Below are 24757 nucleotides of genomic sequence, written 5' to 3' on the forward strand. Positions count from 1 at the left end.
CCCGGGTCAAGTCACATCCTTGTTTCCACGGTTACGACGCAGATTCAGGCCTTGACGGCCAGTGCCTCGGCCGAGCACTCTTGGCCGCACTGAAACGAACTATTTACGAACCTGGCTCGCTGGGAGTGCTGATGAGACTGCGCATCGCGGTGGCCGCCGCGCTGGTTTTGACTGTGACCGCCTGTGCCCCTTCCACTTCGGCGCCCACCGGCACCGTGACGGATGGCGGCCCGAAAACCGGGGCCCTGAAAGTGTGGCTCTTCGACGAGCCCAACCGCGCGCCGAAGGAGGCCGTGGTCCAGGAGGCGATCACCGAGTTCACCGCCGCCCACCCGGACACCACCGTCGACGTGCAGTACATCGCCGTCGACACCCGCGGTGAGCGTTTCAAGGGCGCCTTCAACGACCCGGCGAGCGCGCCCGACGTGGTGGAGTTCGGTAACACCGACCTCCCCGAGTACGCCGCGGCCGGTGGCCTGGCCGACCTGGGTTCGATCGTCTCCGGCTGGTCCGAGGGCGCCGACCTGCCCGCCGACGCCAAGGCCAGTGCCACCTATCAGGGCACCCTGCTCGGCGTGCCGTGGTTCGTCGGCGTCCGCGCCCTCTACTACCGCACCGACGTCTTCCAGGAGCTGGGCCTGAAAGTGCCCACCACCCTGGCCGAGCTGACCACCACGGCCCGGGCCGTGCGGGCGAAGAAGCCGGACATGTTCGGCATCGCGGTCGGTGGTAAGTACACCTTCGGCGCTCTCCCCTTCGTCTGGGCCAACGGCGGTGACATCACCTCGATCGACTCGGCGCCGTCACGGGCCGGGCTCACGGCCTACACCGGCCTGATCGCCGAGGACAACTGCCCGCCGCAGAACTGCGCCGACCTGACCGGCGGCAAGACCGTCGAGCTGTTCGCCAGCGGCAAGGCCGCGATGGGCATCATCGGCAACTTCAACCGCGCCGCCGTCGACGCCGGTGCCGCCAAGGGGAAGTACGCCGTCGTCCCCCTGCCCGGCGTCACCGCCGGCTCGGTCGCGCCCGCCTTCGCCGGTGGCAACAACCTCGGCATCATGAAGAACGCCCAGCGTCCGGCGCTGGCCGCCGACTTCCTCACGCTGCTGGCGAGCAAGAAGTACCAGGGCAAGATGTATGACGCGATGGGCAATCTGCCGACGCTGAAGTCCGCAAGCGACGAGGTCGCCGCCAAGGACCCCTTCGTCAAGCCGTTCGTCGACACCATCAACGCCGGTACCAGGTTCGTCCCGCTCGACCCGGGCTGGGGCAAGATCGACGCCTCCGCCGTGCTGCCCACCATGATCGAGAAGGTGGCCACCGGCAAGGCGAGCGTCGACCAGGCCACGACCGAGGCCGCCAAGCAGATCGACGAGGCGCTCACCCAGTGAGCCGGGTCCGCGCCGTGGTGCGGGCACCGCTGTGGCTGCTTCTGCCGGCCACGGTGGTGCTCGGGGGCCTGTTCCTCTACCCGATGTACCAGCTCGGCCTGCTCTCGGTGCTCGACTTCACCCAGGCGCAGGTCAGCGGCGGGCAGCCGACCCGATTCGTCGGCGCGGAGAACTACACCCGGCTCTTCGCCGACTCCCGGTTCTGGGAGGTGCTCACCGCCACGGTGCTCTTCGCCGCCGCGTGCGTGCTCGCCACGCTCGCGGTCGGCGCCGGGCTCGCCGTCCTGCTGACCCGGATCAGCCGGATTCCGCGGCTGCTGCTGTCGCTGGCCGCGATGGCCGCCTGGGCGGTGCCCGCCGTCTCCGGGTCGACCACCTGGATGTTCCTCTTCGACACCGACCTGGGGTTCGTCAACCAGCTTTTCGGCATCGAGGGATTCAACTGGATGTACGACCGGTACACCGCCTTCGGCCTGGTCGGCGCGGTGGTGGTGTGGGCGTCCTTCCCGTTCGTGATGGTCACCCTCTACGCCGGGATCGAGGCCATCCCCCGGTCGGTCCTGGAGGCTGCCGCGCTGGACGGCGCGAGCACCTGGCGCACCTTCTGGCAGATCATGGTGCCGATCCTGCGCCCGGTGCTCGCCATCGTCGTCATCCAGTCGATCATCTGGGACTTCAAGGTCTTCACCCAGATCTACATCATGACCCGTGGCGGCGGCCTGGCCGGTCAGAACATGACCCTCAACGTCTACGCCTACCAGCAGGCCTTCGCGTCCAGTGAGTACGGCCGCGGTGCCGCGATCGGCGTGGTGATGATGCTGATCCTGCTCGCCGTCACCCTCGTCTACCTTCGTGCACTGCGCCGGTCGGGAGAACAGTTATGAGACTCGGCAGGAGGATGCTCGACGCGGTGGCGGTGCTCATCGCGCTGATCACCGTCTTCCCGATCTACTGGATGGTCCTGTCCGCGGTGAAACCCGCCGGCGAGATCCAGTCACTGGACCAGCGACCGTGGACCCTGGCGCCCTCCCTCGACGCCTTCCGCCGGGTCCTCGCGGTCAACGACTTCGGTCGCTACCTGCTCAACAGCCTGATCGTGGCAATGGTCGTGGTCGCGATCTCCGGACTGATCGCCTTCCTCGCCGCGGTCGCGCTGACCCGGTTCCGGTTCAGGTTCCGCACCACCATCCTGGTGACCTTCCTGATCGCCCAGATGGTGCCGATCGAAGCCCTGACCATCCCACTGTTCTTCCTGGTCCGCGACATCGGCGGGGTCGTACCGGGCATCGGGCTCAACACGCTCGGCTCGCTGATGCTGGTGCACACCGCGTTCACGCTGCCGTTCGCCATCTGGATGTTGCGCGGTTTCGTTCAGGCGATCCCCGAAGAACTCGACGAGGCGGCCCAGCTCGACGGCGCCGGCCGGTTCACCGTCCTGTGGCGCATCCTCTTCCCACTCGTCGCCCCCGGACTAGCCGCGACCAGCGTGTTCTCGTTCATCCACGCGTGGAACGACTTCCTGTTCGCGCGCACCTTCATCATCAGCGAAGCGGACAATCAGACACTGCCGATGGCACTGCTGGTCTTCTTCAAACCCGACGAGAACGACTGGGGCGCGATCATGGCCGCTTCGACGCTGATGACGGTGCCCGTGCTGATCTTCTTCCTCATCGTCCGGCGCCGCCTCGTCGCGGGTCTCGGAGGGGCGGTCAAAGATTGATTCCCAAGCCCGCTTCGGTACGGATGACGCCCGGTCCCGTTCCGCCCGGCGCGGAGGTCCGGACCCGTGTCGACCCCACCCTCGCCGCGGAGGGCTACGTCCTGTCCTGCGGGCCGGCCGGCATCGACCTCGCCGGTGGCTCCGAGGCCGGCGTCTTCTACGGACGGCAGACGTTGCGCCAACTGGGGCCGGACGTGCCCGGAGTACACATCGAGGACGCGCCCCGATTCACCTGGCGGGGCGTGATGCTCGATGTGGCACGGCACTTCATGCCCGTACCCGATGTGCTCAGGTTCGTTGATCTGATCGCCTTCCACAAACTCAACGTGCTGCACCTGCACCTCACCGACGACCAGGGCTGGCGCATAGAGGTGCCCGGCTGGCCACGGCTCACCACGGTCGGCGCGTGGCGTTCGTCGACCATGCTCGGATCTCGCGTCCACGACCTCCACGACGGCGAACCGCACGGTGGCTTCTACACCACCGCCGACCTGCGGCAGATCGTCGAGTACGCGGCGCGGCGGCACGTCACCGTGGTTCCCGAAGTGGACATGCCCGGGCACATGCAGGCGGCCGTCGCGGCGTACCCCGCGCTCGGCAACGGTTTCGACGGCCCGGTCCGGACCGGCTGGGGCATCTCCAGCCACGTCCTCAACCTGTCCGAGGCGACCTTCGACTTCTGCCGCCGGGTCCTCGACCACGTCTGCGACATCTTCCCGTCCGAGTTCATCGGCATCGGCGGCGACGAGTGCCCCACCGTCGAATGGCCCGGCGGCCGCGAGCTGCAGGCCGACTTCACCGCACGGATGGCGTCCCACCTGGCCACCCGGGGCCGCCGTGTCTACGGCTGGGACGAGATCCTGGCCGGTGGGGCACCCGACGGGGCGGTGATCGCCGCGTGGCGCGGTGTCGAACCCGCCGACGTGGCTATCCGGGCCGGCCACCAGGTCGTCTGCTGCCCCGACGTGAAGCTCTACCTCGACTACCGGCAGTCCGACGACCCCGGCGAACCCACCCCCGTCGGTACGCTGCTCACCCTCGAAGACGTCTACACCTACGAGCCACCGAGCTCGCCGCTCGTCCTCGGTGCCCAGGCCAACATCTGGACCGAACACATGGAGTCGCGCAGCCGGGTCGAATACATGGCGTTCCCGCGACTGTGCGCCCTGGCCGAAGTGGTGTGGGGCCCGGCGGAACGCGACTTCGGCGACTTCACCGCACGCCTGCCCGCGCACCTGGCCCGGCTCGGCGCGCTCGGCGTGAACTACCGCCCGCTGAGCGGCCCGCGGCCCGCCGACGCGCGACCGTCCGCTCCCGGCAACCCACGGACCCTCGCCGACCGCCTGGCCGAACTGCACGAGATGACCGCGGACCTGCGATGACGCCGCCGCTGCCCACACGGTCGTCATCGCGCTCGCCGGCTTCCGCACCGTGTTTGCCGATCTTCTCGCCCCGCCCGTCAGTTTCCTCGCCGGGTCCGTCAGCTCAGCAGCGGCAGCAGCCGTTCCGCCAGGCGCAGCGCCCGGGTGTTCGCCACCCCGTCGCCTTCGAAGGTCCACACCTCGGAGAGGACACCCTTGACGAAACCCCAGGCCAGCACCCGCTCCACCGGCATACCGAGGCCGTCAGCGAGCTGCTCGGCCCGAGTCTCGGCCAGATCCAGGACGGTGTCGTCCGTACCCGCCGGGTCCGGGTTGTAAAGGAGGGCCCCCACCTCATAGCCGGGATCACCCACGACCCCGTGCGGATCGATCGCCAGCCACGGCTCCCGCTCCGCCGCGAGAACATTGTCGTGATGCAGGTCCCCGTGCAGAACCACCCGCCCGGTCGCCGACGCGCAGAGCTCGCCGAAGAGCCCCGCCGCCCGCACCACGAGATGCCGTGGAACGGGCCCGCCGTCCGGAAACCGGCGCAGGTGCCGCTCGAACGCGCCACTCCGCCCGGCCAACTCCGGCAGAGCCACCCTCCCCGGCGCCCCGCCCTCGGGGACCGTCCCGGCCGGCTCGTGTCCCGTCGGTGCCAGGCCCGCCGGCTCGATCCCGGTGTGCTCCTCCCTGGCAGGGGCCGGGCGGTGCAGCCGTCGCATGATCTGGATCAGCGCGGCGGTCGCCTCCTCGTCGCGGTGCGGGACCAGAGACCGAACCTGGGTTCCCGGCCGGGCCTCCTCCAGCAGCAGGGCACCCCTAAGGTCGTCGCGGGCCAGCACCTCGATCGCCCCGCACCCGGCGAACCACTCCAGCGCCGTGGCCTCATCCGCCAGATGTCCCGCCTCCGGCACCCCGAGCTTGAGTACCGCCGTCGACCCGTCCGCCCGCCGAACCCGGCTCACCCAGTTCATGCTCAACGGGAGAAGCCCCGCCGGGCTGAGCTCCCACTCACGCATCATCTCCGCAGCGATTCCGGGGAGAGCGGCGAGCCAGGCCCGGCCACCGTCACCCCAGCACTCCTCGACATTCCGCACGAACGTTGCAGGCAGCATCCGTCAATGGTCGCCGCCGTCCGGCCGTGTCCGCGAAACGACCTCCGACCAGCCGATTCCCAGACGACTTCCCGCTGGGAATCCGTCTCCATTCCGGCTCGACGGCCGGAGCATCCCCGGAAGGAACGCGATGACCATCGACTGGCGTAGCAAGGGCTTCTGGCAGCCGGAAGGCTCTCTCGCCGATGTGGAGCGGCCCGGCATCTTCGACGGCGGTTTCACCTGGCCACTGATGGTGGTGCGCCGGGACGCGGTCGAGGCCAACATCGCCACCATGGCCGCGTACTGCCGCAGGCACGGTTTCGACTTCGCTCCCCATGCCAAGACCACGATGGCCCCGGTACTGCTGGAGGCCCAACTGCGGGCCGGTGCCTGGGGGATGACGGTGGCCACGCCCAACCAGGCGCTGGTGATGAGAAGACTCGGTGTCGATCGGGTCCTGATCGCCAACCAGATCCTCGACCCGACGGTGCTGCGCTGGCTGGCCGCGGAGACCGCGGCGGGCTGGCAGGTCTGGTTCCAGGTCGATTCGCTGGCCGGGGTCACGGCCGCCGCCGCCACCGGTGGCCCGCTTCGCATCCTGGTGGAACTGGGCCACGCCGACGGTCGCACCGGCGTCCGTGACCTCGACGAACTGGAGACGGTGGCCCGCGCGGTGACCGCCGCGCCCGGCCTGGAACTGTCCGGTGTGACCGGCTACGAGGGCCAGCTCCAGACCCGGGAGGACGTGGACGCCTACCTGAACCGCCTGGTAGCCGGAGTGGTCCGGTTGAACGCCGCGGGACTCCTCCCGCCACGCCCGATCGTGTCCGCCGGAGGTAGCGCCTGGTTCGACCGGGTGGCCGACCGGTTGGCAGCCCTCGACGTCTTGGCCCAGTTGATCCTGCGCAGCGGCGCTTCGGTGACCCACGACGACGGCTTCTACCGGGAGATGACCCCGTTCACCCGGATTCCCGAGGAAGGCCCGCTCACGGCAGCGGTGGAGATCTGGGCCCAGGTGCTGTCGACTCCCGAGCCGGGCCTGGCACTGGCCGGAATGGGTAAACGCGACGCCCCGTTCGACGAGGGCCTCCCGATCCCTGAACAGATCCGCCGCCCCGACGGAACCCTGACTCCCGCCACCGGCCTGACAGTCACCAAGCTGAACGACCACCACACCTACTTGAAGGTCACCACCTCCGCCCTGACCCCCGGCGACCTGATCCGTTTCGGCATCTCCCACCCGTGCACCGCCTTCGACAAGTGGCGATCGATCCCGCTGGTGGACGATTCCCACCGCATGGTGGACATCCTCCACACCCTCTTCTGATGCCGAGCGGCCATTTTGAGGTGCGGCGTGACGCGCTTCGAGATCGACGCGGACTTCGGCGCCCGCTACCCGATCCGGCAGGCCGGCGGCGGCGACATCCTCGAACTGTGGGTTCCCGCCGAGGAACTGGAAGAGTTCAACGACCACATCATCGGCACGATCGAGGTGACTCACGAGTTCCGTTGGTCGTACCGATGGTGAGCGAGTGCCGGGTGAATCGGTAGGCGGGGGCCCGTACTGACGGAGGCCTTTCCCCTCGTGGGGGATGGTCCGGCGAATCGACAGTGTTTACGGTGATTGAGCACTGAACGAGCGCTTTCCGCCTATGCGCTGCGGGAGTCTGTCATGTCTGTTTTCCGTGGAGCCGCCAGCGAACCCACCTCCCGCCGTCCGGCACCTCAGCGACATCCCACTACGCCCAGCCAGTGGGCTCCGCCACGAGCTCCTGGGCCGGCCTATGCCGAGGGCCCGACTGAACCGCTCGGCGCAGCCAGGGAATCCGCTGGGGCGCCCCGGAAACCTGCCTGGGACGCTGAGGAACCCACCGCCGCAGCCAGGGAATCAGCCGCCGGGGCCCGTTCCGCTATCGAGCCACGAGCAGTGACCGAGTCGCCGGCCGTCTTCGGGAAAAGCCCGGTCAAGCCTCGTAGGGCCCGTCGTGGGGTGGCCGTCGCCGTGGTCTTCAGTCTTCTCGCGTTCGCTGTCGCGGCGGGCGCGGGATTCCTCTCCTGGCGGACCTTCGAAACGGTCGACGGGCTCGGCCCGCTTCCGTTGGTCACGGCGGTGCCGTCACGGGAAGCGGCCACCCGGCCCCGACCGCTGGATCCGGTCCGATATCCGGTCTCGTACGCCAAGGAACCGCTCCGTCTCGACCTGGCCTGCGCGGCCGTGATCCATCTGGATCTCGATGAGCCGCGCGCCGACGTGGCCGAGAGCCTGGCCGACCTCAGGTACGAGAGTCGCTGTGGCGCCGAACCGCCGAAACTGAGCCTGGGTGCCGGTGCGGCGGCCGGAAGCCGGCAGGTCAGCGCCGACAGCGACGCGGCCGGATGCGACCGGGCCATCCGGACCGGTCCGCTCGGCCGAGGGCTGCAGATCGAGGTCAAGAGTGGCTCGGCTCTCTGCGTCCTCACCGCGGCGACACCGGCCGAACTGGTCCTCGTGGAGGTCATCGACGTCGGCGGCTCCGGCACCGCCGGCCTGCGCGCCACTTCGTGGCAGGTGCCGAAGTAGAGAGCGGTAACCGGCCCGTGGCACGCGGCGCGGGGCGCCCCTGACAGAATGTCGGGTGGCGCCCCGCGAACTCTGTAAGGAGACATTTCCGTGATCCGTACCCATGACGCCGGCACTCTGCGCGCGAGCGACGCCGGCACGACGGTGACGCTCGCCGGCTGGGTCGCGCGTCGGCGCGACCACGGCGGTGTCATCTTCGTCGATCTCCGTGACGCCTCAGGTGTCGTCCAGGTCGTCTTCCGCGAGGAGGACGCGCACGCGCTGCGCAACGAGTTCTGCGTCAAGGTCGTCGGCGAGGTCAACACCCGCCCGGCCGGCAACGAGAACCCCGACCTGGCCACCGGTGAGATCGAGGTGGTCGCGAGCGAGTTGACCGTGCTGTCCGAGGCGGCCCCGCTGCCGCTGCCGGTCGACGACACGATCACCGCCTCCGACGACCTCCGCCTGAAATACCGTTACCTCGACCTGCGCCGCTCCGGCCCGGCCAACGCCCTGCGCCTGCGCAGCCGCGCCAACCAGATCGCCCGCGAGATCCTGCACGCCCGCGACTTCAACGAGATCGAGACGCCGACGCTGACGCGCTCGACGCCGGAGGGCGCCCGCGACTTCCTGGTCCCGGTCCGCCTCCAGCCGGGGACGTGGTACGCCCTGCCCCAGTCGCCGCAGCTGTTCAAGCAGCTCCTGATGGTCGCCGGCATGGAGCGCTACTACCAGATCGCTCGCTGTTACCGCGACGAGGACTTCCGCGCCGACCGGCAGCCCGAGTTCACCCAGCTCGACATCGAGATGTCCTTCGTCACTCAGGACGACATCATCGAGCTGGGCGAGGAGATCGTCTCCCGGCTGTGGAGCGAACTCGCCGACTACCAGGTGCAGCTGCCGATCCCGCGGATCACCTGGACCGACGCGATGAACCGTTACGGCTCGGACAAGCCCGACCTGCGGTACGGCGTCGAACTGGTCGAGCTGACCGACTACCTGCGGGGCACGGCCTTCCGGGTCTTCGCGGGCGCGATCGACGCCGGCGGTTACGTCGGTGCGGTCGTGATGCCGGGCGGTGCCTCGCAGACCCGCAAGGAGCTCGACGGCTGGCAGGACTGGGCGAAGGCCCGTGGCGCCCGTGGTCTGGCCTATGTGGTCCTCGACGCCGAGACCGGCGAGGCGAAGGGCCCGGTCGCGAAGAACCTGTCGGCCGAGCACCTTTCCGGCCTGGCGGACGTCGTCGGCGCGAAGCCGGGTGACGCGGTCTTCTTCGCCGCCGCCAACGAGCGCCGTGAGGCGCAGGAACTGCTCGGTGCGGCCCGGATCGAGATCGCCAAGCGGGCGAAACTGATCGACGAGTCCGCCTGGGCGTTCTGCTGGGTGGTCGACGCGCCGATGTTCGAGAAGACGGACGACGGCGGCTGGACCGCGGTCCACCACCCGTTCACCTCACCGAACGACGAGTGGATCGACAACTTCGAGACCGCTCCGGACCAGGCCCTGGCCTACGCCTACGACATCGTCGTCAACGGCAACGAGATCGGCGGCGGTTCGGTCCGTATCCACCGTGCCGACGTGCAGAGCCGTGTCTTCGAGTTGCTCGGCATCACGCCGGACGAGGCGGCCGACAAGTTCGGCTTCCTGCTGGAGGCATTCAAGTACGGCCCGCCGCCGCACGCCGGTATCGCCCTCGGCTGGGACCGCACCTGCATGCTGCTCAGCGGCAACGAGTCGATCCGCGAGGTCATCGCCTTCCCGAAGACCCGCGGCGGTTTCGACCCGCTGACCACCGCGCCGACGCCGATCACCTCGCAGCAGCGCCTCGAGGCCGGCATCGACGCCAAGCCGAAGGCAGCGGCCGGAGCCCCGGGCACCGACGGCCAGGCCGCCCCGGTCCAGCACTCCAGCTAGATCGTCACCAGGAACCGGCAGCCGGGGAACCTCCCGGCTGCCGGTTCCTGTCGTATCGGCATCTCGAAAAAGCCGCGATCAAGTTCGCTCGGGATGGCGTTTCGGGAGCATTCCCATCCGGGTATCAGCCTGTTCACAGGCTCTCTGACCCCCCGGAGGAAATCGATGCTCGCCATCGCCGCTGCCGTCGTCTTCGGCATCTATCTGCTCGCCGATCTGCTGGACACCAACTTCGGTGCTCCCGATCTCTTCAACTTCTCGACCATGGCGTCTCTGGGGCTCCTGCTCCTCTCGCTGTACCTGGCAGGCATCGGCAGTGGCCCGCGCAACGCTTCGGGCTCCGGCACCGGCCGCCGCTTCTACGGCCGTCGTCCCGGTCGCGGCTGATCGGAGCGGCCCCCGGCCGCCAGCCCTCCGGCTACTCCGGCCCGTCTGCCCCCAGACGGGCCGGAGCCGTGTCCGGGGACGATCCGCCGGCTCGTGATCTCGTTGATGTGTGCCCGTTCGTCGATCGGTTCCTGGTGCAGGCGAGCCTCAGGACAGAGACGCCGGCATGTGGCGGTGATCGATGGGAACACACTCGGTGAGTCCGTCGTGGCTGCTCGGGAGGTTGTCCACAGGTCGGTAGGTGGCGTTTCGGATCGGGTCGGTTCGGCCGGTACTGTCGGTTCTGATGGAAACGGATGGGCTCTTCTCCCTCACGCCGCCGGACGCGCGGACCACGGAACCGGCTGGTGCCGGCACCGCTGGATTCGGGCGTCCCGCCGGTGACGCGCCGCTTCCGGTGCGCATGCGGCCAGCCTCGCTGGACGAGCTGATCGGGCAGGGGCACCTGCTGGCGCCCGGCGCCCCGTTGCGCCAGCTGGTCACCGGTGCCAGCCCGATGTCGGTGATCCTGTGGGGGCCGCCCGGCACCGGCAAGACCACCATCGCGCACCTCGTCGCCAACGCGACGGACCGCAAGTTCGTCGCCATGTCCGCGCTGACCGCAGGTGTCAAGGACGTGCGCGCGGTGATCGACACGGCGCGCCGGGAGCGGCGTTACGGCGGACCGCCGACCGTGCTGTTCATCGATGAGGTCCACCGTTTCAGCAAGACTCAGCAGGATTCGCTGCTCGCCGCGGTCGAGGACCGGACGGTCACCCTGCTCGCGGCGACCACCGAGAACCCCTACTTCTCGGTCATTTCGCCCCTGCTCTCCCGCTGTGTGCTGCTGACTCTTCAGCCCCTCGACGAGGACGACGTCCGCCGTCTCCTCCGCCGCGCGGTCACCGACGAGCGCGGGCTGGGCGGTTCGGTCACGCTCACCCCGCAGGCCGAGGAGCATCTGGTGCGCCTGGCGTCCGGTGACGTCCGCAAAGCTCTGACCGCGCTGGAGGCCGCAGCCGGTTCGGCGCTCGCACAGGACGTCGCGGAGATCGACCTCTCCACCGCCGAGAAGGCGGTCGACGTGGCGGCGGTCCGTTACGACCGCGACGGCGACGCGCACTACGACATCATCAGCGCGTTCATCAAGAGCATGCGCGGCAGCGATCCCGACGCGGCCCTGCATTACCTGGCCCGGATGCTGGTCGCGGGCGAGGACCCGCGGTTCCTCGCCCGGCGCATCGTCATCTTCGCCAGTGAGGACATCGGGATGGCCGATCCGCAGGCGCTGCTGGTGGCGACCGCGGCGGCCCAGGCGGTGCAGAACGTGGGGCTTCCCGAAGCCGGACTCAATCTCGCGCACGCGGTGGTGCACCTGGCCACCGCGCCCAAGTCGAACAGTGTCACCGTCGCCCTCGGCGAGGCGATGGCCGACGTCCGGGCCGGGCGAGGCGGGCCGGTCCCGTCGCACCTGCGGGATGGGCACTATCCGGGTTCGCGGGGGCTCGGGCACGGAATCGGCTATCGCTACCCGCACGACGATTCGCGAGGTGTGGTCCGCCAGCAGTACGTTCCGGACGATCTTGTCGGTACCGACTACTATCGCCCGACCGATCACGGTGCCGAGCGGGCGGTGGCCGAGCGGGTGCCGCGACTCCGGCGGATCGTGCGGGGTCTCGGCCCGGCGGCCCGGCCGCCCGCTGGTGACGTCTCGGAAGGGCGGCGAGTGACTACGGGTGGCCCACAGGTAGCGCGTGGTGATCATTCGGATGGATCTTCCGAGACTGCCGAGAAAGCGAATTCCGGCGCGCTGAGCAGCGCGAATGACGATTCGGTGTCAGTCGCGGACCCCGTGGTGGGTGGTGCTTCAGGCTCGGATGAGTCACAGTTTTCGGCGGACTCCGAACCGGAAAACGCGAAGACGACTTCGGTGCGTCACATAACTGTGGCGGAAAGTGTTGAAGTCGCTGGCGGTAACGATCCAGATCCAGCGGACGGAACCGATGATCCCGGTTCCCCGCCGGGGAAGAGACCACCCGGGAGAAAACGGCCCGGGAACAAGCAGTCCGGGAGTGAACCGGCCGGGAGCGCGACAACCGGAGCCCGGCCGGCCGAGGACGAGCCGGACGGACGAGGTTCGGCTGAGGCAGCAGGCCGGAACGCGAGTGTTGACGACAGCGGCGACAGTGCCGGGAAGGAACAGCGGTGACAGGGCGGGGTGCCGATCGACCCGACGACGAGACGGGTCCGCGCGACGAGCAGGGCGGGAAGAACCGCCGGCGCTTCGGGCGTGGAGGCCGTGCCGAGCAGCCGGTTGTTCCCCAGGAGGTCTCCGGCGAGGAGGTCGGCTGGCTCGATGACCTACGGACGGCCAAGCAGGACCGCAGCGCCATCGGCCCGGGGACCTTCCCCGGTGAGGGGCGGATCAGCAAGTCCGGGCGGATGGCTCCCGGCCCTGACGACGTTCCCGACGACGACTTCGCGTTCCCCGGCGAGCCGGGCGACGACTTCGACGAGCCCGCGGCCCAGCGGGAGCCTCGCGGTGGCCAGCCTGATTCCGGACAGGTGAGTCCGGGCCCGGCGCCCCGGGGAGCGGCCGGTCCGGCCGGTCCGCCCGGCCAGCGTCCCGGTCCGGCTGGACCTATGGGTCCGGGCCAGCGCCCGGGAGCGGGACCGTCGGGTCCGGTCTCGCCCGGCGCGGGCCAGCGTGGGGCCGCCGGTGTGCCCGGACAGATGCCGCCGGGTCAGATGCCGGCAGGTCAGATGCCGCCGCCGGGGCAGCGGTCCGGTGCGATGCCGCACGGCCAACTTCCGCCCGGCGTGGTCGGTCCCGGCCAGGCGCCGTCGGGGCCCGTCCCTTCCGGTCAGCTCCCACCCGGCGGTGCGCCGGCTGGTCAGATGCCGCCCGGACAGGGCCAGTTCGATCCGGCGGGCCGCGGACGCCGTGGCCCGGGCCCGGCCGGACAGCGCCCTCCCACCGGTCAGATGCCACCTGGCCAGATGCCTCCCGGTCAGGGCGGTCCTGTTCAGGGCGGCCCTGGTCAGATGCCGCAAGGACCGGGCGGACCCGGCCAGATGATGCAAGGACCGGGCGGACCTGGTCAGATGCCGAATGGGCCCAGCGGTCCCGGTCCGGTGGCGCAGGGTCAGGGCCGACCCGGCCAGATGTCCCAGGGTGGACCCGGTCAGATGCAGCCGGGTCCCGGCGGACCCGGTCAGATGCAGCCGGGTCCCGGTGGGCCTGGTCAGATGCCGCAGGGCGGGCCGCCCGGTATGGGCGCGGGGCAGATGCCGCCCGGCGCGCGCCGGGCAGGCCCGCAGCCGGGCGGTCGTGCGCAGGTCGGTCAGGAGCCGGGCAGTGGGCGCCGCCAGATCGACGCGGACCTCTCCGGGCAGATGTTCCCCGGACAACCCCCAGCTTCTGGTACGGCGGTCCCGCTCTCCGGCAACGCCCCGGAGATCCCGGCGCCCCGCCCCGGGACACCCGCTGCTCGCGGTGCCGCTTCCGGGGTCCGCCCGGTGTCGCCGGGTCAGCGTTCGGCGGGTCCCGGTATTCGGCCGACCTCACCGGCCGGTCCCGCGCGAGACCGTTTCCGTCCCGCGGACCCGGTCTCGGGTGGTCCTGACGCGGCGCACCGTTCCGGCCCCATCCCGCGTGGCTTCGACGAGGTGCACCAGTCCGGTCCGATCCCGAACGCCTATGACGCTGTACATCAGTCGGGCCCCATCCCGCGTGGTTACGACGAGGTCAATCAGTCCGGGCCGATTCCGCGTGGCTTCGACGAGGTGCACCAGTCGGGGCCGATTCCGCGTGGCTATGACGAGGTCCATCAGTCCGGGCCTATCCCGAACGCCTATGACGAGGTTCACCAGTCCGGCCCGATACCGAGCGGGTATGACGAGATCCACCAGTCGGGGGCGATCCCGAACGGGTATGACCAAGGCCGGAGCTATGGGAGCGCGGCGCCGACGTCGCCGGGTGCGGTCGGCGAACAGCCTGGCCGGGGACGGAAGCGGCGGGCGCGTGCCGAAGAAGGCGTAGCCGAGGAGCGAACCGGACGCCATGGGCGGGCCGGGCAGCCGGACCCGGAGGGCGACTTCGGCCACCGGGCCGACCAGGACGCGCCGGGAGACGAGGGCTCGGGCCGGCACGGTGCTTCGTGGGCCGCCACCGGTACCGGCTCGCACGCCGCCTTCCCCCGGACTGGCTCCGAGACCGGTTCGCACGCGTTCGTACAGACCGGCAGCGAGACCGGAAGCCACGGTGTGATCCGTCGCGGCGACGAGCAGTCGCCCGCTGACGGATGGCCCGGAGCGGACGGGCAGTCCGGAGAGGCGCGTTCGCCGGGCGAGTCGCGCCGTCGCCGGAACGCGCGTCGAGGTGAAGACCCGGACGAGCCTGAGATCGGCGGATTCACCGGCACGCCGGACGTTCCCGGCCCGCGCCGCATCGGCCCTGGTGACGGGCGTCCGGTGCGAGCAGCGGCGGTTGTCCCGCCGGTGGTCCCGGGTCGGCAGGGTGCCCGTACCCCCGCAGTCCCCGGTCGTGCCGGAGCCATGGCCGACAGTACCTCCGGAATCATCCAGCGCCCCGGAACCGGGCGTGTCCAGCGCGGACCGGGAGTCCCGCCACAGACCGGCGAGGACCGCACCTCCGGCGCCGGTGTCTCGGTTCCGGAACAGGCCGGACCCGGCCGCCGAGCGGCCCGAGCGGATGGTCCGGGCCGTGGGGATGGTTCGGGGCGAGCGGATGGTCCGGGTGGCGTGCAAGCCGCCGGAGCCTTCCCGGCTGACGGCGAGGAGCACACCGGACGGCACAGCGGGGTACGGCCGGACGCCCCCGGGATGGCCCGGGCCGGAGCGGCAGCGCCCGTCTCCGGCAACGGTCCCGCCCAGCAGATGGGGCCCGGCCGAGCCGTGGCCGGTCAGCCCGGCCACGGTGGAATGCCGCCCAACGGGCCTGGCGGAATGCCGTCTAACGGCCCGGGTGCGATGCCGCCCACCGGTCCTGTCGGCCTGCCCGGGAACGGTCCCGGCGGCCCTGGTGGTCCTGGCGGTATTTCTGCGGGTGGCCCTGGTGGGATGGCTCCTGGCGGTCCCGACGGTGGTCCTGCCCGTGGCGGAGCTCAGGTACCGGGCCGAGGCCCGGTGCGGGGTGGCGCGGCGGTGCCCGGACGTGGGCCGGATGGAACGAATCCGGCCGCCATGGGTGCGGTCGCCCCCGGCCGGGGACGACCCGGACGGGGCCCGGGGGGCACTGACAACGGCCCCGCAGGTCTGAACGGCCCGGATGGCGGCACCGGTGTGGTGTCGCGGCACGGTAGGCCTGGACCGGACGGCGGTCCGGCCGACCGGGATGGCGGGACCGCTGCGGTCTCGCGTCGCGGGATGCCGGGGCCGGAGAGTGGTACCGGTGCGGTGTCGCGTCATCAGCGGCCCGGCCCGGACGACGATGTGACCGGGATGGCCGGGCGTGGCGCGGCTGGTTCGGGCGATGGGCCCGGACGTGCGGGCGCCGGGCCCGACGGTGGACCCAACGGTCCGCAGAGGCGTAGTGGACCGGGCCGTCGTGGCGCCGGTCCCGGAAATGGACCGTCCGGGGCGCCGCCTCGTGGAGCTGACGGTTCGCGGGCGACGGGCGGTGCGCCGGTACCGGGACAGGGCCTGGACGGCCCGTCGCGGGCGATGGGCGGAGCCGCTGTACCGGGCCGCGCCGGGATGGGGCCTGACGGCTCGCCGCAGGGGGCACATGCCGGCAACGGCCCGGACGGACCGTCCCGTGCCATGGGTGGCGCGTCGATCCCCGGCCAGGGGCCGGACGGCCCTTCGCGGGCGATGGGCGGTGCCTCGGTTCCCGGTCAGGGGCCGGACGCATTCTCGCGTGCCTTGGGTGGCGCGCCGGTTCCCGGACCGGGACCGGACGGCCCTTCTCGGGCGATGGGCGGCGCTGCCGTTCCCGGACGGGCTATGCCCGGACCGGACGCCGGCGAGGGTCGGCCGATGGGCCCGGGGCCGAGAGACGGCATGGGCCCGGGAGGGCCTGGTCCACGCGACGGTATGGGTGCGGGTTCGCGTTCCGGGATGGGACCAGGCGGTCCCGGTGCCCGCGACGGGATGGGTCCTGGCGGCCCCGGTCAGCGTGACGGCGGCGGTCCGGCCAGTGGCATGGGCCCTGGTGGTCCTGGTTCGCGTGAGGGCAGAGGGCCCGGTGGTCCTGGGCATCGGGACGGGACGGGGCCTGTCCGGGGCGGTGCGGTGGTGCCCGGGCGGGCTGTTGGAGGGCCTGACGGTGGTTCTGGGCAGGCTACGGGTTCGGTGATGCCGGGCGGGGCGGCGATGGGTGCTGCCTCCGTCGGTGCGGCTCCGGCCGGGTCGGCTTCGGTGGGTTCCGCTTCGGTGGGTTCCGCTTCGGTCGGGGCTGCCGCGGTGGGCGGTGCCTCGGTCGGTGCTGCCTCTGTGGGAATGGGCGCCGGGCGAGGTGGTCCTGAACGGACGGACGGGCGGCCGGGCGCGGGACGGGCCGGGGTCGCTGGTGGGCCGGGTGCCGGGTCCGGAGCAGGGCTGGGCGGTAACGGCAGCGGCGGCTCGAACGGCGTCGGTGATGGCCCTGACGGCGGCGTCGGCACTAACAGCGGCGGCAATGGCGGCAACGGCCCGAACCGGGGCAATGGCCCGAACGGCGGCAGCGGCGGTGGCCCTAACACCGGCGGTCCGAACGGCGGCGTCGGTGGGAACGGCAGTGGTGGTGGGAGTGGCCGGGCGGGTGCCGGTGGTGTTCGCGGTGGGGCTTCGGTCGTACCGGCGGCGGGGTTTGATCCTCGGGTGGAACCGGCGGCGGACTCGGCGGATGAGAAGGCTGAGGGTGGTCTGGCTGAGCTGCGCCGCAAGATGCGGACTCAGCGGCGGCTGCGGCTGGTGACGTTGATCTCGCTCGCCGCGATGGTGCTGCTGGTGCTGCCGGTTTTCTTCGGGGTTCGGGCGATGAGTACCGACCCGGTCTTCGCCTCGCTGGACCGGTTGCAGGTGGACAGCTGGGCGGAGACCGCGCCGCCGAAGGATCAGGAGTTCGGCAGCGCCCTGTGCATCGAGGAGTGTTCGTTCCGGGAGCGGGAGGCCGCGTCGGATCGGCCGTTCCCGGAGACGGCCACCGAATATTCGGAGGCGCTGTCCAAGGCGGGCTGGACGCAGTGGAAGGCGGCGGCCTGTGAGAAGCCGGCCCGCCCGGAGGAGGAGAGTCACAGCTGCTGGCGGCTGGACGAGCTGACTCTGGATCTCTTCGTGGGCCTGCCGGGGTGTGCGGTGGACCAGTTCGCGGCCGAGTTGAACCCGCTGGCCGCCGAGGAACCGGTGGAACCGCAGGAGCCGGGGGAGTGCGCCGGGTCGTCGGTGCGGATCAAGGTGCAGAACACGATCGTCGACACTCGGGGCAAGACGGACACCGCTCCGGGGCCGCTGGGGGAGACGCCGGACACCGTGTTGCCGGACACGGATTCCATCTTCCCGACACCCCAGGCGTCCTGACGCGGGTGGTGGTCACGGACGGTAGGGTCTGCTAGTCGTCTCGCCGAATCCGTGACCACCCGAATAGGAGACCGCGCCACATGAATGCCGGAGATATCGCAGGCCTTGTCGCGGCGGGCGCCTTCCTCATGCTCGTTCTGGTGCTGGCAGTGCCGATCCTCAAGCTGGGGCGCACCATCGACGCCACGACCAACGCGATCAACGACGTGGTCGACCGGACCGGGCCGCTGCTCACCAACGTGAATCACACGGTGGAGAACGTGAACGTGGCGTTGAGCCAGGTGCAGGTCTCTTTGGACGGTGTGAACGTGCAGCTGGCCAAGGTCGACACGATGACCGAGCACGCGCAGAACGTGTCGGCGAACATCGCGAACCTGGTCACCGTCGTGTCGGCGGCTGCCGCGAACCCGCTGGTCAAGGTCGCTTCGTTCGGGTACGGCCTGCGTAAGGCCGCGAACGCGCGCCGCAGTGCCGAGGACGAGCGTGAGGTCCGTGCCTCGATCAAGCAGCGCCGCAAGGCCGCCCGCTGACCGAGCCCGACCACCGGAGAGAGGTATCACGCCGTCATGAAGCGTCTGCTGTGGCTCGGTGTCGGCTTGGCCGTCGGCGCCCTGGTCGTCCGCAAGCTGAACCAGAAGGCCAACGAGTTCACCCCCACGGGCATCGCCACCTCGCTGTCGGAATCCGCTGGCGGCCTCGTCGAGTCGGTGCGTAACTTCGTGGAAGACGTCCGCGAGGGGATGACCGAGCGGGAGCAGCAGATCCACGAGGCCTTCGCCGCGGGTGAGCTGTACGAGGACAAGTTCGCCGAGTTGCGTGACGATGCGCAGCCCGGATCGCAGGAGGAGAACCGATGAAAACGGCGGAGATCAAGCGGCGCTATCTGGCGCATTTCGAGGCGAACGGCCATACGGTCGTCCCGAGCGCTCCGCTGCCCGCTATCGACGACCCGAACCTGCTGTTCATCAACGCCGGCATGGTGCAGTTCGTGCCGTACTTCCTGGGTCAGCAGACCCCGCCATTCAACCGGGCGGTCAGCGTCCAGAAGTGCATCCGGACGCCGGACATCGACGAGGTCGGCAAGACCAGCCGGCACGGCACGTTCTTCCAGATGAACGGCAACTTCTCGTTCGGTGACTACTTCAAGGAAGGCGCGATCAAGCTCGCCTGGGATCTGTCGACGAAGTCGGTGGCCGACGGCGGTTTCGGGCTGGACCCGTCGCGGATCTGGCCGACCGTCTACCTGGACGACGACGAGGCGTTCGAGTTGTGGCGCGGGATCGGTGTGCCGGACGAGCACATCGTGCGCCGGGGCAAGAAGGACAACTACTGGTCGATGGGCATTCCCGGCCCGGCCGGCCCGTGTTCGGAGCTGTTCTACGACCGTGGCCCGGAGTACGGCAAGGACGGCGGCCCCGAGGTCGACGAGGACCGGTTCATGGAGTTCTGGAACCTGGTCTTCATGCAGTACGAGATCACCGATGTGAAGTCGAAGGAGGACTTCACGATCGTCGGTGACCTGCCGAAGCAGAACATCGACACCGGCATGGGCCTGGAGCGCATCGCGTCGATCCTGCAGGGTGTCGACAACCTGTACGAGATCGACGAGGTCCGCCCGATCCTGGCCCGTGCGGCCGAGATGACCGGTAAGAACTACGGCGCCAACTCGGGCCACGTCGCGGGCGAGTCGCACCCCGACGACGTCCGCCTGCGGGTGATCGCCGACCACGTGCGGACCGCGCTGATGCTGATCGGCGACGGTGTGGTGCCGGCGAACGACGGCCGTGGTTACGTGCTGCGCCGCATCATGCGCCGGGCGATCCGGTCGATCCGGCTGCTGGGCTGGCAGGAGCCGGCGCTGCCGATCCTGCTGCCGATCGCGCGGGACTGCATGTCCCCGTCGTACCCGGAGCTGGCGTCGGACTTCGAGCGGATCTCCACGTACGCGTACGCGGAGGAGGACGCGTTCCTCTCCACGCTGAAGTCGGGCACCACGATCCTGGACACGGCGATCATCGACACCAAGAGCGGTGGACGGACGCAGCTCAGCGGGGACAAGGCGTTCCAGCTGCACGACACGTACGGCTTCCCGATCGACCTGACCCTGGAGATCGCGCAGGAGCAGGGCCTGGAGGTCGACCAGGAGGGTTTCCGGCGGCTGATGGCCGACCAGCGGAACCGGGCGAAGGCGGACGCGGCGGCGCGCAAGACGGGTCACGCCGACCTGTCCGCGTACCGTTCGGCGCTGGACTCCGGCGGCGCGGTCGAGTTCACCGGCTACCAGGAGATCACCCGGGAGTCGCGGGTCCGGGCGCTGATCGGCGCGAGTGGCCGGATCGAGGTGGCCGGTGAGGGTGACTTCGTCGAGCTGGTCCTGGACACCACCCCGTTCTACGCCGAGGGCGGTGGCCAGCAGGCCGACAACGGCGTGATCAACGTCGGCGGCGGCCGGCTGGAGATCGTCGACGTGCAACAGCCGTTGCCGGGCCTGATCGTGCACAAGGCGCGGGTGGTCCGGGGTGAGGTGCGCGCGGGTGAGACGGCGCTCGCCGAGATCGACGTGACCCGCCGTAAGGCGATCTCCCGGTCGCACACCGCGACCCACCTGGTGCACCAGACGATGCGCAACTTCCTCGGTGAGTCGGCGACCCAGGCGGGTTCGCTGAACGCTCCGGGCCGGCTGCGGTTCGACTTCCACACCCCGGGCGCGGTCAGCCCGTCGGTGCTGTTCGACGTCGAGCAGCAGATCAACGAGGTGCTGCTGCGTGACCTGGAGGTCACCGCGTTCACCACCTCGCAGGCGGAGGCGCGGCGGCTGGGCGCGATGGCGCTGTTCGGCGAGAAGTACGGCGACGAGGTCCGGGTCGTCGAGGTCGGTGACTACGCGCGGGAGCTGTGCGGTGGCACCCACGTGGCCCGTTCGGGTCAGCTGGGCCTCGTGAAGATCCTCAACGAGCAGTCGATCGGTTCCGGCGTACGCCGCGTGGAGGCCCTGGTGGGTCTGGACGCGTTCAGCTTCCTGGCCAAGGAGCACCTGCTGGTGTCGCGTCTGGCGGACCTGTTCCGGGTGCCCGGCGACCAGGTGGCCGACCGGGTCGAGCAGACCGTCACGGCGCTGCGCGACGCGGAGAAGGAACTGGAGAAGATGCGGGCGCAGATGGTCCTGGGCGGGGCGGGCGCGCTCGCCGGCCAGGCCAAGGACGTGCGCGGTGTCGCCTACGTGGGCACCGAGGCGCCGGAGGGTGCGGCCGGCAACGACGTGCGCACGCTCGCGCAGGAGATCCGCGGCAAGATCGACGCCGCTCGTCCGGCGGTCGTCGCGGTGACCGCGCGGGCCAACGGCAAGGCCTCGCTGATCGTGGCGATCAACGCGGCGGCCAAGAGCCGTGGTGTCTCCGCGCAGGATCTGGTGAAGGCGGCGCTGTCCGGCCGGGGTGGCGGTAACGCCGATCTGGCGCAGGGTGGTGGTGTCCCGGCGGAGCAGGCGCCGGTGCTGCTCGCCGCGATCGAGAAAGCGATTGCCGACCTGGCATGAGTCGGTCGATCTGAGGTCTACGATTCAAGGGCGCTCCGGGGGTTCCGGGGCGCCCTTGCGTTTCTTTCACCCAAAGTGATCAAAAATGTCGTCTGTGTGGGTCATTTCTTAGCGGAACTTTAGGCCTTGTACCGGGTGGCGGCACGCGAACGGGTGATGCGGTTAAGCTCTGGGCGCGATCGGGTAGGCGATCATCTAAATGGTCGATCGCTACTCTTCGCATCAAGCGTTCGGTACGGGAGGCACGTGTTGGTGCTGTGCAGGTTGAAGGCGTGACTCAAGACTTCGCTCGGGGCGTCCGCCTGGGGGTGGACGTGGGGCAGGTGCGTGTCGGGGTGGCCAGGTGCGACCCGGACGGCATTCTGGCCAGCCCGGTGGTGACCGTGCCTCGGGACCGGGAGACCGGTGACGACGGCACGCCGAAGGACATGACGGAGCTGGCCCGGTTGATCGCCGAGTTCGAGGCGGTCGAGGTCGTGGTGGGGCTGCCGGTGGCGCTCAACGGGCGTGAGGGTGTGGCCGCCGGCCACATCCGGGCGTACGTGGAGCGGCTCGGTGCCGTGATCGCGCCGATTCCGGTGCAGCTGACCGACGAGCGGATGTCGACCGTCGTGGCCAGTCGCCGTTTGTCCGAGCGTGGTGTCAGAGGCAAGCGCCAGCGTGCGGTCGTCGACCAGGCGGCGGCCGTGGAGATCCTGCAGAGCTGGCTCAACGCGCAGCGGAGGCAGACTAATTGATCGGCGAGATGGAAGATCTCAGGTTCGAGGACAACCCGGATCCCGGGCGATGGCGACATCGCAAGCGGGAGGGATCCGGTCGGTCCGTCGTGGCGTTCGTCCTGGTACTGCTGCTGTTCGGCGTCCTCGGCGGCGGTGCCTGGTACGGCTATGACAGATTCTCCGGTTACTTCCTCGCCGCGGACTACGACGGTCCCGGCAGTGGTGAAGTGGTCGTCGAGGTCAAACCGGGTGACGGTGGCTCCGCGATCGGGGCGACCCTGGAGGCGGCCGGGGTGGTGAAGAGCGCCCGGGCTTTCGTCAACGCTGCGAACGATAATTCCGACAGTACGGGCATTCAAGTCGGATCGTACAAGCTCCGCAAAGAGATGAAGGCCAGCGACGCGGTGCTGGCGCTGCTGGACCGCAAGAACATGACGATCAACGGGGTGACCATCCCCGAGGGCTGGACCAAGATGCAGGTCTTCGAGGAGTTCTCGAAGAAGACCGGCATCAAGTACGCGGAGTTCGAGAACGCCGCCAAGGACATCTCGAAGCTCGGTGTCACCGCCGAGTGGCTCAAGCGCACTGACGGCAAGAAGGTCGACAAGTCCAACATCGAGGGCTTCCTGTACCCGGCGACCTACGAACTCCCGGACGACCCGAACGCCACCGACATCCTCAAGGCGATGATCAAGAACTTCAACGCCGAGATGGACAAGCTGAACTTCGCGGCAACCGTCAAGGAGAAGTACAACATCTCGCCGTACGAGGCCCTGGTCGCGGCGTCGATCACCCAGGTCGAGGCGCTGCTGCCGGAGGACATGGGCCCGGTCTCCCGGGTGCTCTACAACCGGGCGTACTCCGGCGACTTCCCGTGCGGCTGCCTCCAGCTGGACAGCACCGTCAACTACTGGTTGCGGCTTCAGGGCAAGGAGGGCAAGTCCTCCGAGAAGCTCACGATCGACGAGTTGCACGGCGAGGCGAACCCGTACCGGTACAACGCTCCGGGCATGTCGATCGGCCCGATCAGCAACCCGGGTGACATCGCTCTGAAGGGTGCTCTCAACGCCAAGAAGAGCCCGTACTTCTTCTTCGTGACAGTCGACGCGAAGGGCCGCATGGCGTACGGCAAGACCTTTGCCCAGCACCAGGCAAACATCCAGGTGGCGTGCAAGAACGGCATCCCGATCTGCTGAAGTCCCCGACGTGTGTTCCTGTGGCCGACCGGATTCGCTCCGGTCGGCCACAGTCGTCAGACAGGTTGAGGGGTGGGCGACGGGGTATCGATGTGGGTATGGTGCCCGTCAGTGCTGATGCGGCCGCGGTGACGATCCCGCGGAGTCGGCCGGACTGGCAGCGGAGGCAGACGACATGATCGATGAACTGGACGTGGCGTTCGAAGAGGACGCCGAACCGAGCGGATCGGACCTGCGGCGCCGCTCCGGAAAAGGTGCCGGCAAGTCCGCGATCGCCCTGTTCATGACCCTTCTGTTGTTCGGTGTCCTGGGCGGTGGCGTCTATTTCGGCTACACCAAGGTGGCCGACCTCTTCATCGCGGCCGACTACGACGGGTCCGGCAGTGACCCGATCGAGGTGACGATCGCCAAGAACTCCTCCCTCACCGAGATCGGCAACAAGCTCGTCGAGGTGGATGTGGTGAAGAGCACCAAGGCGTTCCTCAACGCCGCCGAGGCCGAGCCACGCAGCAAGAACATCCAATCCGGGACGTACGTGCTGCGCCGCCAGATGTCCGCCGCGCAGGCCGTGACCCAGCTCCTCGATCCGAACACCCGGCTCAGCAAGGGTGTGACCATCCCCGAGGGCAAGACCGCCAAGCAGACGTACGAGCTGCTCGCGAAGGCCACCGGCATCCCGGTCAAGCAGTTCCAGGAGGCCGCAAAGGATCCCGAGGCGCTCGGCGTGCCGGACTGGTGGTTCAAGCGCGACGACAAGAAGCCGGTGTCCAAGACCGCCGAGGGTTTCCTCTTCCCGGACACCTACGAGCTCGACCCGAAGGCGAACGCCACCCAGGTGCTGCGCACGATGGTGGAGCACTTCCTCACCGTCACCGGCGAGATCGGTTTCGCCGACGGAGTGCAGAAGAACCTGGGTGTCGCGCCGTACGAGGCTCTGATCGTGGCGTCACTGGCGCAGGCCGAGGCCGGTGTCCCCGCCGATCTGCCCAAGGTGGCCCGGGTCGCCTACAACCGGGCGTACAAGAAGAAGATGCCGTTGCAGTTCGACGTCACCACGAACTACTGGCTGGAACTCAGCGGCAAGAAGGCCAAGCACTCCGGCAAGCTGACCGTGGCCGAGATGACCGACCCGAAGAACCCGTACAACTCGGAGAACGTGATCGGCCTGCCGATCGGCCCGATCAACAGCCCCGGCAAGGCGGCCCTGAACGGTGCGATGAAGCCGCCGACCGCGTCCTGGCTGTTCTTCGTCGCGGTCGACAAGAAGGGCAACTCGGCGTTCGCCTCCACCGACACCGAGCACGAGAAGAACAAGAAGAAGGCGTGCGACAACGGGATTCCGCTGTCCGACTGCTGACCACGGCGTGTGGGTGAGGGCACCCGGCGGGCGTC

General features: G+C 69.6%; 18 protein-coding genes and 1 pseudogene. 17 read left to right on the forward strand and 2 right to left on the reverse strand.

Features of this window, described 5'->3' with window-relative positions; genetic code table 11:
* Window positions 1-131: 131 nt before the first annotated feature.
* Genes BLU81_RS43605 through BLU81_RS43620 form a run of 4 tightly spaced genes read left to right on the forward strand, consistent with a single transcriptional unit; the run spans window position 132 to window position 4496 of the window.
* Window positions 132-1394, forward strand: coding sequence for an extracellular solute-binding protein (locus tag BLU81_RS43605; protein ID WP_092558506.1), 1263 nt, complete (start codon window positions 132-134; stop codon window positions 1392-1394).
* Window positions 1391-2278, forward strand: a complete 888-nt coding sequence (locus BLU81_RS43610) for a carbohydrate ABC transporter permease (protein ID WP_092555106.1) — start codon at window positions 1391-1393, stop codon at window positions 2276-2278. The genes BLU81_RS43605 and BLU81_RS43610 overlap by 4 nt, the downstream gene beginning before the upstream one ends.
* The gene (locus BLU81_RS43615; RefSeq protein WP_092555108.1) at window positions 2275-3114 is read left to right on the forward strand and encodes a carbohydrate ABC transporter permease; all 840 of its coding nucleotides are present in this window, start codon (window positions 2275-2277) and stop codon (window positions 3112-3114) included. The genes BLU81_RS43610 and BLU81_RS43615 overlap by 4 nt, the downstream gene beginning before the upstream one ends.
* 23 nt (window positions 3115-3137) lie before the next feature.
* Window positions 3138-4496, forward strand: a complete 1359-nt coding sequence (locus BLU81_RS43620) for a beta-N-acetylhexosaminidase (RefSeq protein WP_092555110.1) — start codon at window positions 3138-3140, stop codon at window positions 4494-4496.
* Window positions 4497-4594: 98 nt separating this feature from the next.
* Here BLU81_RS43620 and BLU81_RS43625 read toward each other — a convergent pair whose 3' ends face one another.
* Entirely contained in the window at window positions 4595-5593 is a 999-nt protein-coding gene (locus BLU81_RS43625) for an aminoglycoside phosphotransferase family protein (RefSeq protein WP_092555112.1), read from the reverse strand.
* 130 nt (window positions 5594-5723) lie between these two features.
* On the opposite strand from BLU81_RS43625, the gene BLU81_RS43630 reads away from it, so the two are divergent.
* The 6 genes and pseudogenes from BLU81_RS43630 (at window position 5724) to BLU81_RS43655 (ending at window position 12603) form a co-directional block, all read left to right on the forward strand.
* Window positions 5724-6902: an alanine racemase gene (locus tag BLU81_RS43630; RefSeq protein WP_092555114.1), complete on the forward strand. Its 1179-nt coding sequence runs from the start codon at window positions 5724-5726 to the stop codon at window positions 6900-6902.
* 27 nt (window positions 6903-6929) lie between these two features.
* A pseudogene (locus BLU81_RS49405) lies at window positions 6930-7103 on the forward strand (hypothetical protein); the annotation flags it as partial.
* Between the two features lie 399 nt (window positions 7104-7502).
* Window positions 7503-8135 carry a hypothetical protein gene (locus BLU81_RS43640; RefSeq protein WP_157752026.1) on the forward strand — a complete coding sequence of 211 codons (633 nt, stop codon included), beginning with the start codon at window positions 7503-7505 and terminating at the stop codon, window positions 8133-8135.
* 90 nt (window positions 8136-8225) lie between these two features.
* On the forward strand, window positions 8226-10028 hold the full coding sequence (aspS, locus tag BLU81_RS43645; RefSeq protein WP_092555118.1) for an aspartate--tRNA ligase: 1803 nt from the start codon (window positions 8226-8228) through the stop codon (window positions 10026-10028).
* A gap of 165 nt (window positions 10029-10193) precedes the next feature.
* Entirely contained in the window at window positions 10194-10415 is a 222-nt protein-coding gene (locus BLU81_RS43650; protein WP_092555120.1) for a hypothetical protein, read from the forward strand.
* Window positions 10416-10701: 286 nt separating this feature from the next.
* Window positions 10702-12603, forward strand: a complete 1902-nt coding sequence (locus tag BLU81_RS43655; RefSeq protein WP_092558508.1) for a replication-associated recombination protein A — start codon at window positions 10702-10704, stop codon at window positions 12601-12603.
* 152 nt (window positions 12604-12755) lie between these two features.
* Here the strand turns inward: BLU81_RS43655 and BLU81_RS51725 are convergent, their stop codons facing one another.
* Window positions 12756-13805 carry a hypothetical protein gene (locus tag BLU81_RS51725; RefSeq protein ID WP_092555122.1) on the reverse strand — a complete coding sequence of 350 codons (1050 nt, stop codon included), beginning with the start codon at window positions 13803-13805 and terminating at the stop codon, window positions 12756-12758.
* Window positions 13806-17216: 3411 nt separating this feature from the next.
* Between BLU81_RS51725 and BLU81_RS43680 the strand changes: the two genes are divergently transcribed.
* The 7 genes from BLU81_RS43680 (at window position 17217) to mltG (BLU81_RS43710) (ending at window position 24722) form a co-directional block, all read left to right on the forward strand.
* Window positions 17217-17915 carry a hypothetical protein gene (locus tag BLU81_RS43680; protein ID WP_092555128.1) on the forward strand — a complete coding sequence of 233 codons (699 nt, stop codon included), beginning with the start codon at window positions 17217-17219 and terminating at the stop codon, window positions 17913-17915.
* An 80-nt stretch (window positions 17916-17995) separates the two neighbouring features.
* Window positions 17996-18445: a DUF948 domain-containing protein gene (locus BLU81_RS43685; RefSeq protein WP_092555130.1), complete on the forward strand. Its 450-nt coding sequence runs from the start codon at window positions 17996-17998 to the stop codon at window positions 18443-18445.
* 36 nt (window positions 18446-18481) lie between these two features.
* Window positions 18482-18772: a hypothetical protein gene (locus BLU81_RS43690; protein WP_092555132.1), complete on the forward strand. Its 291-nt coding sequence runs from the start codon at window positions 18482-18484 to the stop codon at window positions 18770-18772.
* A complete protein-coding gene (gene alaS / locus BLU81_RS43695) occupies window positions 18769-21450 on the forward strand; it encodes an alanine--tRNA ligase (protein ID WP_092555135.1) in 2682 nt (893 codons plus the stop codon). Before BLU81_RS43690 ends, alaS begins: the two co-directional genes overlap by 4 nt.
* A 272-nt stretch (window positions 21451-21722) precedes the next feature.
* Entirely contained in the window at window positions 21723-22187 is a 465-nt protein-coding gene (gene ruvX / locus BLU81_RS43700) for a Holliday junction resolvase RuvX (protein ID WP_092558510.1), read from the forward strand.
* A gap of 89 nt (window positions 22188-22276) precedes the next feature.
* Window positions 22277-23365, forward strand: coding sequence for an endolytic transglycosylase MltG (mltG, locus tag BLU81_RS43705; protein WP_231953816.1), 1089 nt, complete (start codon window positions 22277-22279; stop codon window positions 23363-23365).
* 175 nt (window positions 23366-23540) lie between these two features.
* On the forward strand, window positions 23541-24722 hold the full coding sequence (gene mltG / locus BLU81_RS43710; RefSeq protein WP_092555139.1) for an endolytic transglycosylase MltG: 1182 nt from the start codon (window positions 23541-23543) through the stop codon (window positions 24720-24722).
* Window positions 24723-24757: the final 35 nt, after the last annotated feature.

Source organism: Actinoplanes derwentensis (assembly GCF_900104725.1).
Lineage (GTDB): Bacteria > Actinomycetota > Actinomycetes > Mycobacteriales > Micromonosporaceae > Actinoplanes > Actinoplanes derwentensis.

Bases quoted from the DNA above. Each gene is read 5' to 3' on its own strand.
- BLU81_RS43605 (WP_092558506.1), top strand. From the start codon at position 132: ATGAGACTGCGCATCGCGGTGGCCGCCGCGCTGGTTTTGACTGTGACC.
- BLU81_RS43615 (WP_092555108.1), top strand. From the start codon at position 2,275: ATGAGACTCGGCAGGAGGATGCTCGACGCGGTGGCGGTGCTCATCGCG.
- BLU81_RS43620 (WP_092555110.1), top strand. From the start codon at position 3,138: ATGACGCCCGGTCCCGTTCCGCCCGGCGCGGAGGTCCGGACCCGTGTC.
- BLU81_RS43625 (WP_092555112.1), bottom strand. From the start codon at position 5,593: ATGCTGCCTGCAACGTTCGTGCGGAATGTCGAGGAGTGCTGGGGTGAC.
- BLU81_RS43630 (WP_092555114.1), top strand. From the start codon at position 5,724: ATGACCATCGACTGGCGTAGCAAGGGCTTCTGGCAGCCGGAAGGCTCT.
- BLU81_RS43650 (WP_092555120.1), top strand. From the start codon at position 10,194: ATGCTCGCCATCGCCGCTGCCGTCGTCTTCGGCATCTATCTGCTCGCC.
- BLU81_RS43655 (WP_092558508.1), top strand. From the start codon at position 10,702: ATGGAAACGGATGGGCTCTTCTCCCTCACGCCGCCGGACGCGCGGACC.
- BLU81_RS43685 (WP_092555130.1), top strand. From the start codon at position 17,996: ATGAATGCCGGAGATATCGCAGGCCTTGTCGCGGCGGGCGCCTTCCTC.
- BLU81_RS43690 (WP_092555132.1), top strand. From the start codon at position 18,482: ATGAAGCGTCTGCTGTGGCTCGGTGTCGGCTTGGCCGTCGGCGCCCTG.
- alaS (WP_092555135.1), top strand. From the start codon at position 18,769: ATGAAAACGGCGGAGATCAAGCGGCGCTATCTGGCGCATTTCGAGGCG.
- mltG (WP_092555139.1), top strand. From the start codon at position 23,541: ATGATCGATGAACTGGACGTGGCGTTCGAAGAGGACGCCGAACCGAGC.